This window comes from Gordonia sp. (in: high G+C Gram-positive bacteria) (genome assembly GCF_047602025.1).
In the GTDB taxonomy this organism is placed as follows: Bacteria; Actinomycetota; Actinomycetes; order Mycobacteriales; family Mycobacteriaceae; genus Gordonia.
The window spans coordinates 874521-885971 of the sequence record NZ_JASGII010000001.1 but is presented as its reverse complement, the minus strand read 5'-3'; the positions used below and the strand labels follow the sequence as shown (position 1 = coordinate 885971).

Annotated in this window: 11 protein-coding genes; 6 read left to right on the top strand and 5 right to left on the bottom strand. The window is 70.3% G+C overall.

Going from position 1 to position 11451, the window contains the following annotated elements; genetic code table 11:
- Positions 1-105 precede the first annotated feature (105 nt).
- Positions 106-1137, bottom strand: a complete 1032-nt coding sequence (locus tag QM728_RS04455) for an Rv2578c family radical SAM protein (RefSeq protein WP_415030844.1) — start codon at positions 1135-1137, stop codon at positions 106-108.
- A 129-nt stretch (positions 1138-1266) separates the two neighbouring features.
- Between QM728_RS04455 and QM728_RS04450 the strand changes: the two genes are divergently transcribed.
- Genes QM728_RS04450 through QM728_RS04425 form a run of 6 tightly spaced genes read left to right on the top strand, consistent with a single transcriptional unit; the run spans position 1267 to position 7098 of the window.
- Positions 1267-2643, top strand: coding sequence for an LLM class flavin-dependent oxidoreductase (locus tag QM728_RS04450; RefSeq protein ID WP_415030843.1), 1377 nt, complete (start codon positions 1267-1269; stop codon positions 2641-2643).
- A gap of 52 nt (positions 2644-2695) precedes the next feature.
- A complete protein-coding gene (locus tag QM728_RS04445) occupies positions 2696-3355 on the top strand; it encodes an aspartate/glutamate racemase family protein (RefSeq protein WP_415030842.1) in 660 nt (219 codons plus the stop codon).
- A gap of 41 nt (positions 3356-3396) precedes the next feature.
- Positions 3397-4314, top strand: a complete 918-nt coding sequence (locus QM728_RS04440; protein WP_415030841.1) for a metal ABC transporter substrate-binding protein — start codon at positions 3397-3399, stop codon at positions 4312-4314.
- The gene (locus QM728_RS04435; protein ID WP_415030840.1) at positions 4311-5048 is read left to right on the top strand and encodes a metal ABC transporter ATP-binding protein; all 738 of its coding nucleotides are present in this window, start codon (positions 4311-4313) and stop codon (positions 5046-5048) included. Before QM728_RS04440 ends, QM728_RS04435 begins: the two co-directional genes overlap by 4 nt.
- Positions 5048-5920 carry a metal ABC transporter permease gene (locus QM728_RS04430; protein WP_415030839.1) on the top strand — a complete coding sequence of 291 codons (873 nt, stop codon included), beginning with the start codon at positions 5048-5050 and terminating at the stop codon, positions 5918-5920. Before QM728_RS04435 ends, QM728_RS04430 begins: the two co-directional genes overlap by 1 nt.
- 20 nt (positions 5921-5940) lie before the next feature.
- Positions 5941-7098, top strand: coding sequence for a protein kinase domain-containing protein (locus tag QM728_RS04425; protein ID WP_415030838.1), 1158 nt, complete (start codon positions 5941-5943; stop codon positions 7096-7098).
- Positions 7099-7111: 13 nt separating this feature from the next.
- On the opposite strand, the gene QM728_RS04420 is transcribed toward QM728_RS04425, so the two are convergent.
- Genes QM728_RS04420 through QM728_RS04405 form a run of 4 tightly spaced genes read right to left on the bottom strand, consistent with a single transcriptional unit; the run spans position 7112 to position 11396 of the window.
- Positions 7112-7669: an NADPH-dependent FMN reductase gene (locus QM728_RS04420; protein ID WP_415030837.1), complete on the bottom strand. Its 558-nt coding sequence runs from the start codon at positions 7667-7669 to the stop codon at positions 7112-7114.
- Between the two features lie 4 nt (positions 7670-7673).
- Positions 7674-9260, bottom strand: a complete 1587-nt coding sequence (gene guaA / locus QM728_RS04415) for a glutamine-hydrolyzing GMP synthase (protein ID WP_415030836.1) — start codon at positions 9258-9260, stop codon at positions 7674-7676.
- Between the two features lie 16 nt (positions 9261-9276).
- Positions 9277-9624: a DUF1801 domain-containing protein gene (locus QM728_RS04410; RefSeq protein ID WP_415030835.1), complete on the bottom strand. Its 348-nt coding sequence runs from the start codon at positions 9622-9624 to the stop codon at positions 9277-9279.
- Positions 9621-11396, bottom strand: coding sequence for a GMC oxidoreductase (locus QM728_RS04405; RefSeq protein ID WP_415030834.1), 1776 nt, complete (start codon positions 11394-11396; stop codon positions 9621-9623). Before QM728_RS04405 ends, QM728_RS04410 begins: the two co-directional genes overlap by 4 nt.
- Positions 11397-11451 lie beyond the last annotated feature (55 nt).

Sequence of the window (11451 nt, the reverse complement as noted above, 5' to 3'; positions counted from 1 at the left end):
CCGGTCGGGAAGGGCCGAACTTCATCGAACAGTTATTCGATACAGGAGACTGTAGACCGAAGGTCCGACAGTGCGCAAGAGGGAGCGTCAGCGCAGGTCAGGGCGTTAAAAGAGGGTTGGCGCCGGCATCGTCGCAGGTGGTGCGTCGGGCGTCGAAATCACAGGAGTCCCATCAGTCGACACCGGTCCCGACTGTCCCACCAGGCCGTGCCGCGGAACCAGCGTCCGCAGCCGCTCGGCGAGGCGCTGGGAGTAGTCGCGCGACACGTACGCGCCATGCCCGTAGAGCCCGCGATACCGCTTGAGCAGCGCCGGATGGGCGTCGGCCAGCCACTGCAGGAACCAGCCGCGCGTCGAGCCGCGCAGGTGCAGCGGGATCGCCGAGACGCTGACGGCGCCGGCGGCGGCGAGCTCGGTCAGCAGCTCGTCGAGCTGGGCGGCCGAATCGGTCAGGTACGGCACCACCGGCGCGATCATCACATGCGGCGCGAAGCCGGCCTCGGCGAGCGCGCGGACGATCTCCAGCCGTGCTCGCGGCGACGGGGCGCCCGGGTCCAACTGCCCCGCCAGCTCGCCGTCGACCATCGCCAACGACACCGACAGCGAGACGTCGACGACGTCGGCCGCCTGGCGCAGCAGCGGCAGGTCGCGCCGCAGCAGCGCGCCCTTCGTCAGGATTGAGAACGGGGTGCCCGACGACGCGAGCGCCGAGATGACCGGCGGCATCAGCCGATAGCGGCCCTCCGCGCGCTGGTACGGGTCGGTGTTGGTGCCCAGCCCGACGACCTCGCGCGACCACGACCGTCGGCGCAGCTCCTTGCGCAGCACGGCCGCGGCGTTCAGCTTCACGACGATCTGGCGGTCGAAGTCCTCCCCCGCGTCGAAGTCGAGGTACTCGTGCGTCGGCCGCGCGAAGCAGTAGCGGCACGCGTGGGTGCAGCCGCGAAAGGTGTTCACGCTGAACCGGAACGGCATCCCCGACGACACCGGGACCGGGTTCAACAGCGAGCGGCACAACACCTCGTGGAAGGTCACGCCCTCGAACTCCGGGGTGGTCACCGTCCGCACCAGATCGGCCCGCCCCAACCCGGGCAGCCCGCCGTCGTCGACCTCGATCGCCTGCTCCGCCCACCGCATGCCGGTATCCGAACATATGTTCTACTCAAAGTCAACGGGCCTTGGGATCAGCGTGGGCTCAAGGTCGACCGCGCCACCCGGCCCGGGTTTGCATGGAGACCACACCGACCACCGATCCAAGGACACACCATGCCAACCCAGCGCCAACTCCACCTCGGCGGCTTTCTCATCGCCTCGCCGGTCACCCACTCGCACGCCGCATGGCGCCACCCCGGCTCGGAGACCGACTACTTCGGCCCGGACCACTATCACCGCGTCGGCCGCATCCTCGAGCGCGGCACCTTCGACTTCGCCTTCTTCGCGGACCTGTTGGCCGCCCCCGTGCGATTCGGCGGCGACCAGTCCGAGCCGTTCCGCCGCGGCACCCAGGCCGCCGCGACCATCGACCCGAGCCTGGTCGCGGCCAGCATCGGCGCGGTCACCTCGAAGCTCGGCATCGCCGTGACCAAGTCCACGACCTACTTCCACCCCTACGAGGTCGCGCGCGTCTTCGGCTCCCTCGACCACCTGACGCGCGGCCGGATCGCCTGGAACATCGTCACCTCGCTCTCCCAGGCCGAGGCGCAGAACTTCGGGTTCGACGAGCATGTCGCACACGACCGGCGCTACGAGCTGGCCGAGGAGTTCGTCAGCACGGCGGTCAAGCTGTGGTCGAGTTGGGACGCCGACGCGGTGCGGGCCGACAAGGAGTCCGGCGTGTGGGCCGACCCGGACAAAATCCACGCGATCAACCACGACGGCACCCACTACCGCTCGCGCGGCCCGCTCAACCAGCCGCGGTCGCCGCAGCACCGACCGGTGCTCATCCAGGCGGGGTCGTCGGACACCGGGCGGAACTTCGCGGCCCGCTGGGCCGAGGCGATCTTCGAGATCGACCCGACGCCGGAGGGGCGCAAGGCCTACTACGACGACGTGAAGTCGCGGGCGTCGAACTTCGGCCGCAACCCCGACCACGTCAAGATCTTCCCGTCCTTCATCCCGTTCATCGGCGAGACCGAGTCGATCGCCCGGGAGAAGCAGGCCTTCCACAACGAGCTGGCCGACCCGATCTCCGGGCTCATCACGCTGTCGGTGCACACCGACCACGACTTCTCCCAGTACGACCTGGACGCACCCGTGGAGGACATCACCGTCAGCGGCACGCAGGGACTGTTCGACGTCGCCCGACGGCTGTCGCAGCGGGACGAGCTCACCTTGCGCGACATCGGCAAGCTCTACGCCCAGGGCGTGCTGCTGCCGCAGTTCGTCGGCACGGCCGGCGACGTCGCCGACCAGATCGAGGAGTCGTTCCGGGGCGGGGAAGCCGACGGGTTCATCGTGTCCAGCGCACAGTCGCCGGGGACGTTCAACGAGTTCGTCGACTACGTGGTGCCCGAACTGCGCCGGCGCGGCCTGTTCCGCACCGAGTACGAGGGCAACACCCTGCGCGAGCACCTGGGGCTCGGCGACCCGTTCGAGGACCTGCCCGCCGACGTGCGCGGCGAGGAGCAGCGCCTGGGCGCGTGAGTTCCCGGGCCAAGTCGGCCCGCGGGCATGCCTCGACGCCTACCGTCGAGGCATGCCCGCGACCAAGCACATCCTCGTCATCAACCCGAACACCAACACCGGCACCACCGACACCATGACCAAGCTGGCGAACCAGCAGCTGACCGGTTCCGGCCTGACCGCCGTCGGGGCGACTGCCGCCGAAGGTCCGAGCGTCATCGTGGACCCCGCGGCGCTGGCGGCCAGCGTGCCGCAGGTCGTCGACGCGGCGAAGAAGTCGGTGGACGAACAGACCGTCGGCATCATGGTCGCCGCGATCGGCGATCCGGGCGTCGACGAGTTGCGCCAGGTCTACGACATCCCGATCATCGGCATCGGCGGAGCGGCCGTCCTCGCTGCCGGCGCCGACGGCGAGCCGTTCGGCATGGTGACCACCACCAAGGAGCTCGGACCGTCGCTGGAGGCGCTGGTCAGGGCCAACCAGACCGCACCCTTCACCGGGCTGCGGTTCACCAGCGCCACCGCCGAGGAGGTGGCCGCCGACCCGAAGTTGGCCATCACGACGCTCTCGGCGGCAATCGACGAGTGCACGGCTAATGGGGCGAAATCTGTGATCATCGGCGGCGGGCCGCTCAGCGCCGCCGCCGACGAGATCGCGAAAACGTCCACCGTGACGATCGTCCAGCCCGTCCCGAGCGCGGCCGCCTACCTGGTCAAGGCCGTCGGCAGTTAGCACGATTCGAAAGTTCGGCTTCCCGAAGTTATGATATCGAGGTGTCGAAATCAGGGTGGTGGGGTGCGACGGCTGCAGCGCTGGCCGTCGTCGCGCTGAGCTCGTGCGCACCGCCGCCCGGCCCGCCCGACGACAAGCCGCTCGTCGTCGCCACCTTCACCGTGCTCGCCGACATCGCGGCCAACGTCGCCGGCGACCGGCTGCAGGTCGAGTCGATCACCAAGTCGGGCGCCGAGATCCACGGCTACGAGCCCACCCCCGGCGACATCCGCAAAGCCGCCGGCGCGTCGCTGATCATCACCAACGGACTCGGCCTGGACCATTGGTTCGACCGCTTCACCCGCGACCTGCGCGCCCCGCGCGCCACCCTCGCCGACGGGATCGCGCCCATCCCCATCGCGTCGGGCGCCTACCGCGGCAAGCCGAACCCGCACGCCTGGATGAGCCCGGCCGCGGCCAGCGTCTACGTCGAGAACCTGGTGCGTGCCTTCACCACCCTCGACCCGGCGGGCACCGCCGTCTTCCGCGCCAACGCCGACGCCTACCGGGCGCGGCTGCACGGGGTCCAGACCGACCTGCTCGCCGCCCTGCACGCCGTACCCGCCCGACAGCGCGCCCTGGTCACCTGCGAGGGCGCCTTCTCGTACCTGGCGCGCGACGCCGGGCTGACCGAGAAGTACATCTGGCCGGTCAACGCCGAGCAGCAGGCGGTCCCCCGCCAAATCGTGTCGGCCATCGACTTCGTGCGCACCAACAAGGTGCCGGCCGTGTTCTGCGAGTCCACCGTCTCCGACAAGCCGATGCGCCAGGTCGTCGCCGCCACCGATGCGCGCTTCGGCGGCACCCTCTACGTCGACTCCCTCTCGACCGCCGACGGCCCGGTCCCCACCTACCTGGACCTGCTGCGCCACGACTCCCGCCTGATCGCCGACAGCCTGCGTCGGGGGGCACCGCAATGACCCCGGCCCTGCAGGTGCGCTCGGCGACCGTGCGCTACGGCGAGGTCCTCGCCCTCGACGACGTCACGCTCACCGTCGAGCGCGGCGACATCTGCGCGCTGATCGGCATGAACGGCTCGGGCAAGTCCACCCTGTTCAAGACGATCATGGGGGTGATCGCGCCGGATGCCGGCACGGTCACCATCGACGGCATGACACCGGCGGTCGCCCGACGCTCCGGCGCGGTCGCCTACGTCCCGCAGGCCGAGGACATCGACTGGACCTTTCCGCTCTCGGTGCGCGAGGTCGTGATGATGGGACGCTACGGCCGCCAGGGGTTCCTGCGGCGGCCCCGCCCGGCCGACCGCGCCGCCGTCGACGAGGCGCTGGCCCGGGTCGACCTCGACGATCTGCAGCACCGCCAGATCGGCAACCTGTCCGGCGGCCAGCGCAAGCGCGCCTTCGTCGCCCGCGCCCTCGCCCAGGAGGCCGGCGTCCTGCTGCTCGACGAGCCGTTCGCCGGCGTCGACCTGCGCTCTCAGGCGGCGATCACCGCGCTGCTGCGCGACGAGGCCACGTCCGGCTCGACCGTCCTGATCTCCACCCACGACCTGCAGTCGGTACCGCAGTTGGCCGATCAGGCCGTGCTGCTGCAGAACCGGGTCCTCGCCCAGGGTCAGCCCGACGAGGTGATGACGCCGTCGAGCCTGATCCGCATCTTCGGCCTCGACCCGCTCGGCGACGGGAGCCGCTGATGGGCGCACTGCTGGAATTCTTCGCCGCACCGTTCCGCTTCGGGTTCATGACCAACGCGATGATCGCGACGCTGATCGCGTCGATCGTCTGCGCCCTGCTGTCGTGCTGGCTGGTCCTCATCGGCTGGTCGCTGATGGGCGATGCCGTCTCCCACGCCGTCCTGCCCGGCGTGGTGCTCGCCTACATCGTCGGGGCGCCGTTCGCGCTCGGTGCGATCGTGTTCGGCGTGCTCGCGGTGGCGTTGATCGGGGCGGTGCGCGACCGCGGCCGGGTCAAGGAGGACGCCGCCATCGGCATCGTCTTCACGACGTTGTTCGCACTGGGCCTGGTGCTCGTCTCGATCACGCCCAGCCAGATCGACCTCAACCACATCGTGTTCGGCAACGTCCTGGGCGTCTCGACCGCCGACGTGTGGCAGATCGCGATCCTGGGCGCGATCGTCGCGGCCGTCCTCATCCTCAAGCGCCGCGACTTCACGCTGTACGCCTTCGATCCGTCGCACGCCTTCGCGATCGGCCTGAACCCGCGCCTGCTCGGCGCGACGCTGTTGGGCCTGCTGGCCCTGACGGCGGTGACCGCGCTCCAGGTGGTCGGCGTCGTCCTGGTCGTGGCGATGCTGATCATCCCCGGCGCGACCGCCCGATTGCTCACCGACCGCTTCGGCCGCATGCTGGTCATCGCGCCGGCGCTCGCCGCGCTGTGCGGCATCGTCGGGCTCTACGTGTCGTTCTACGCCGAAACCTCCGCCGGGGGCATGGTCGTCCTCGCGCAAGGCATCCTGTTCTTCGCCGTCTACCTCTTCGCGCCGCGCGGCGGCGTGGTCACCGAGGGGCTGCGCACGCGGCGACGCGGCCGCGCAACCGCCGCCTGAGCGCCACCTATACTCAGCGCGTGACGTTCCCGCAGGCCGTGCCCGGCCCCGAATACCTCGTGGCCGGCCGCTACCGGCTGCAGTCGCGCATCAGCGACAGCGGGATGAGTTCGGTGTGGTTGGCCAAGGACCAGCTCCTCGGCCGCGACGTCGCCATCAAACAGATCGTGACCCTCGAGGGCATGCCCGAGGCCAGTGCCGACGCCGTGCGGGCCAAGGCGCTGCACGAGGGGCGCGTCGCGTCCAAACTCGCACACCCGAATGCGATCGCCGTCTACGACGTCGCCGTCGACCGCGGCACCCCGTGGCTCGTGATGGAGTACATGCCGGCGCGCAACGTCGCCCAGGTGCTGCACGTCGTGGGCCGGCTCGAGCCGTCGGACGCCGCGCAGATCGGCGCGCAGGTCGCCGCCGCCGTCACCGCGGCGCACGACGCCGGTCTCATCCACCGTGACATCAAGCCGGGCAACATCCTCATCGCCAACACGGGCCGCGACGCCGGACGGGTCAAGCTCACCGACTTCGGCATCGCCCAGCTCAAGGACGAGGACGGCGACGACGGCGACCTCGTCTCCGGCACCCCCGCCTACTTCGCCCCCGAGGTGGCGCGCGGCGCCGCCCCGAGCGACGCCTCCGACGTGTACGCGCTCGGTTCGACGATCTACACGATGCTCGAGGGCACCCCGCCGTTCGGCACGAGCGAGGATGTCGCCGAACTGCTCGACGCCGTGGCGCGCGCCCGGATCCGACCGCCGGAGAACGCCGGGGCGCTGGAGCCCGTCCTGTTGGCGATGTTGACCCCGAGCCCGGCCAAGCGGCCGACGATGGCGCAGGCGCGCGACGAGCTGGCCCAGATCGCCGCGCGGGCCACGCGCTCGACCCCCGAACAGGTCCTGACCGGCCGGATCCACCGGCCCGACGGCGCCCCGCCGTTGTGGGCCCTGGCCACTCCGACGGCGCCGCGGATGCGCACCGGCGCCTTCCCCCGCTCGTATGTGCCCGCTCCGCCGCCGACACACGGCCCGGCGGTGCAGCAGCGGCCCGCTCCGGCAGCCGTTGCGCCGCAGCGCCCGGCGCCGACCGACGCGCCGTTCTGGCAGCGACGCCCCGGCCTCGTGGTCGCCGGGGCGATTGCCGCGGCACTGGTACTGCTGCTCGTCGTCGTGCTCGCGCTGTAGCAGAGGGCGGTGGTCAGCGCAGCGGCCGCAGCGCCTGATCGAGCGCCAGCATCTCGTCGAGCTGGGCTTGCAGCACGGCGGCCTGCTGCTCGTTCGGCTCGAACCGGCCGTCGACGAGTTGCTGCTGCGGGAAGTTGATCTCCACGTTTCCCTTGGTGATGACCAGGCCGAGTGCGCCGACGACGGGCCGCAGCGCGACCTGGGCGCGCGTGCCGGCGGAGTTGCCGCCCCAGTTCACGAAGCCGACGGGCTTGCGGTTCCATTCGGCGTTGAGGTAGTCCAGGGCATTCTTGATGGCCGGGCCGTAGCTGTAGTTGTACTCCGGGAAGCAGAGGACGAAGGCGTCCGCGTCGTCGACGCGTTTGCTCCAGGCCTTGGTGTGCGCCTTGGTGTACTGGCGCAGCCGCGGATGGTTCGGCTCGTCCATGAGCGGCAGGTCGATCTCGGCCAGGTCGGCGAAGTCGACGTCGAAGCGCCCGTCGGCCTCGGCGGCGCGGCGGACCCACTGCGCGATGGGCAGCGCGATCCGGCCTTCGTGAACGCTGCCGACGATGATCATCAGTTTCGGCAACGCGCTACTCCCACTCGATAGTGCCCGGCGGCTTGCTCGTGACGTCGAGCACGACGCGGTTGACGTCCTCGACCTCGTTGGTGATGCGGGTCGAGATGGTTTCGAGCACCTCGTAGGGCACCCGTGTCCAGTCGGCGGTCATCGCGTCCTCGCTGGAGACCGGGCGCAACACGATCGGGTGGCCGTAGGTGCGGCCGTCGCCCTGCACGCCCACCGAGCGGACGTCGGCGAGCAGCACGACCGGGCACTGCCAGATCTGGCCGTCGAGACCCGCGGCGGACAGCTCCTCGCGGGCGATCAGGTCGGCCTTGCGGAGCAACTCGAGTCGGTCCTTGGTGACCTCGCCGACGATGCGGATGGCCAGGCCCGGTCCCGGGAACGGCTGCCGGTTGACGATCTCCTCGGGCAGACCCAGCTCGCGGCCGACCGCGCGCACCTCGTCCTTGAACAGCAGGCGCAGCGGTTCGACGAGCGCGAACTCGAGATCGTCGGGCAGGCCGCCGACGTTGTGGTGGCTCTTGATGTTGGCGGTGCCGCTGCCGCCGCCCGACTCCACGACGTCGGGGTACAGCGTGCCCTGCACCAGGAAGTCGACCTTCTTGCCCGACGCGGCCTGATCGCCCAGCACCTCGCTGACCGCACCCTCGAAGGAGCGGATGAACTCGCGGCCGATGATCTTGCGCTTCTGCTCGGGATCGGCGACACCGGCCAGGTCGGCCAGGAACTTCGCCTCGGCGTCGACGGTCACCAGGCGCGCCCCCGTGGCGGCGACGAAGTCGGTCTGGACCTGCTCGCGCTCACCCGCGCGCAGCAGGCCGTGGTCGACGAAGACGCAGGTGAGGCGGTCGCCGATCGCGCGCTGGACCAGCGCCGCGGCGACGGCGGAGTCAACTCCGCCGGACAGGCCGCAGATGGCGAGGCCGTCGTCGCCGACCTGCGCGCGAACGGCGGCGATCAGTGATTCGGCGATGTTGGCCGCGGTCCACGTCGGCTTCAGCCCGGCGATCTCGTAGAGGAAGCGGGTCAGGATCTCCTGGCCGTGCGGGGTGTGCAGCACCTCCGGGTGGTACTGGACGCCGGCCATCTTGCGCTCGACGCACTCGAAGGCGGCGACCGGTGCGCCCGGCGTGGACGCGGTGACGGTGAAGCCCGCGGGCGGCTGCTGCACGGCGTCGTTGTGGCTCATCCACACCGGCTGCGTCTCGCTCAGCCCGTGGTGCAGCACCCCGCCGCCGTCGGCGATGTCCATCATGGTGCGGCCGAACTCGCGACCGCCGGTGTTGGCGACGGTGCCGCCGAGCAGGTCGGTCATCTTCTGGAAGCCGTAGCAGATGCCGAAGACCGGGATGCCGAGCTCGAGGAGCTTCGGGTCGATCGTCGGGGCGCCGTCGGCATACACCGACGCGGGCCCGCCGGAGAGCACGAGCGCCGCCGGATTCTTGGCGGTGAACTCCTCGATCGGGGCGTCGTGGGCGATGACCTCGGAGTAGATCCGGGCCTCGCGCACGCGGCGGGCGATCAGTTGCGCGTACTGCGCGCCGAAGTCGACGACGAGGACGGGGCGGGGGTTGCCGTTGGGAGTCTGGGCCACACGGCAAGTCTAGTGGTCAGGCTTTGCTCTCGTTCAGCGCCACCGCGGCACGCACCAGCTCGACGAAGGCGTCGTCGTCGAGCACGTCTCCCTCGCCCACGTCGACGGCCCGCCGGGTGCCGGCGGTCAGGCTCGCGTTGAACACCTTCGCCGGGTCGGGCAGCGACGCCCCCTTGGCGAAGGTCACCTTCACCTTGTCCTTGTAGGTCTCCAGGGTGCAGACCAATCCCGACGAGCTGAAGGTGGGCACGCCGTCGGGGTTCGACGGCTTGCGCCACTTGACCTCTTCGACGATGCCGGGGTCGGCGCGCTGGATCAGCGCGCGGATCTGCGCGGCCCGCTCGGCCCGCCAGTCGGCGCTCACCCGGCCGCCTTCTGCCGCGGCTTCTTGGCGGCGGTCGATGTCGTCGGCGTGATCGACAGCCGCAGCGCGCCGGGCGCGCCCACGGGCACGACCGGGGCGACCGGAGCGATCGGGTCGATCCGACGGTAGGCCTGGCCCTGCTCGGGGCGCAGGTCCTGCTCCCCCTTGTTCGGCCACAGTGCTGCGGCGCGCTCGGCCTGCGCGCTGATCGACAACGACGGGTTCACACCGAGGTTCGCGGTGATCGCGGCGCCGTCGACGACGTACATCGACGGGTAGTTCCAGACGCGGTGGTACGGGTCGATGACGCCGGTCGCCGGGTCGTCGGAGATCACGCAGCCGCCCAGGTAGTGCGCGGTCAGCGGGATGTTGAAGATGTCGCCCCAGGTCCCGCCGGGCAGGCCGCCGGGAAGCTTGTCGGCCATCCGCCGCGTGGCCTCGTTGCCCGCCGGGATCCACGTCGGATTCGGCTCCCCGTGCCCCTGGCGGCTGGTGACGTACTTGACCGGGCCGCGCTTGCGCACGAACGTCGTCAGCGAGTTATCCGACGACTGCATGACCAGGGCGATCACCGTCTTCTGGCTCCACTGGCGCGGCACCAGCAGGCGCGCGAGGTACCACGGGTGGGTCAGCAGCACGCGCAACATCTGGCCGAAGCGATGGCGGCGCGTGCCACCGTCGGTGAGGATCGTCTGCAGGTAGGCCATCGCATTGGAGCCCTTGCCGTACCGGACGGGCTCGATGTGCGTCGATTCATCGGGGTGGAACGACGAGGTGATCGCGATCCCCTCGGAGAAGTCGCTCTCCGGGTCGACCTTGCTGCCCATGGCCCCGAGGATCGACTCGGAGTTCGTGCGGGTCAGCACGCCCATCGCGTCGGAGATCGCCGGCAGCGTCGACCCCTTGGCCGCGTGCATCAGCTTCTGCGTGTTGAACGTGCCGGCCGCCATGATGACGTTGTCGGCGGTGAAGGTGCGCCGGCGCGCGCCGAACGGACCCCACGACGACGAGCCGTGCGTCGACACCTCCCAGGTGCCGTCCGGACGCTGCTGCAGGCCGTCGACGGTGGTGCGCTCGAAGACCTTGGCGCCGGCGCCCTCGGCCAGTCCCAGGTAGTTCTTGACGAGCGTGTTCTTCGCCCCGACGCGGCAGCCGGTCATGCACGAGCCGCACTCGGTGCAGGCGGTGCGCGCCGGGCCGACGCCGCCGAAGTACGGATCGGGCACGGTCTGCCCCGGGACGCCCTGACCGCCGGTCTTCGCGCCGAAGAACACCCCGACCGGCGTCGAGACGAAGGTGTCGCCGACACCCATCTCGTCGGCGACCTCCTTCATGATGCGGTCGGAGTTGGTGAACGTCGGGTTGGTGACGACGCCGAGCATGCGACTGGCCTGGTCGTAGAACGGGCCGAGCTCGCCCTCCCAGTCGGTGATGTGCGCCCACTGCTTGTCGTTGAAGAACGGCGACGGCGGCTTGTAGAGGGTGTTCGCGTAGTTGAGCGATCCGCCGCCCACGCCCGCACCCGCCAGGATCATCACGTCCTTGAGCAGGTGGATCCGCTGCACGCCCAACAGTCCGAGCTTGGGCGCCCAGACGAACTTGCGCAGCCGCCAGCTGGTCTTGGCGTACTGGTCGTCGGTGAAGCGGCGGCCGGCCTCGATCACGCCGACGCGATAACCCTTCTCGGTCAGGCGGAGCGCGCTGACGCTGCCGCCGAATCCGGAACCGATGATGAGCACGTCAAAGTGGCTGTCCTGTGGGCTGGAAGACATAGGCCGATCATAGTCCGACGTGACATCGGGCATTGTCATACCGCCAGACCGGCGG

Excerpts from the sequence above, each read along its gene's own strand:
- QM728_RS04455 (WP_415030844.1), bottom strand. The coding sequence starts at position 1,137 with ATGCGGTGGGCGGAGCAGGCGATCGAGGTCGACGACGGCGGGCTGCCC.
- QM728_RS04450 (WP_415030843.1), top strand. The coding sequence starts at position 1,267 with ATGCCAACCCAGCGCCAACTCCACCTCGGCGGCTTTCTCATCGCCTCG.
- QM728_RS04445 (WP_415030842.1), top strand. The coding sequence starts at position 2,696 with ATGCCCGCGACCAAGCACATCCTCGTCATCAACCCGAACACCAACACC.
- QM728_RS04435 (WP_415030840.1), top strand. The coding sequence starts at position 4,311 with ATGACCCCGGCCCTGCAGGTGCGCTCGGCGACCGTGCGCTACGGCGAG.
- QM728_RS04430 (WP_415030839.1), top strand. The coding sequence starts at position 5,048 with ATGGGCGCACTGCTGGAATTCTTCGCCGCACCGTTCCGCTTCGGGTTC.
- QM728_RS04405 (WP_415030834.1), bottom strand. The coding sequence starts at position 11,396 with ATGTCTTCCAGCCCACAGGACAGCCACTTTGACGTGCTCATCATCGGT.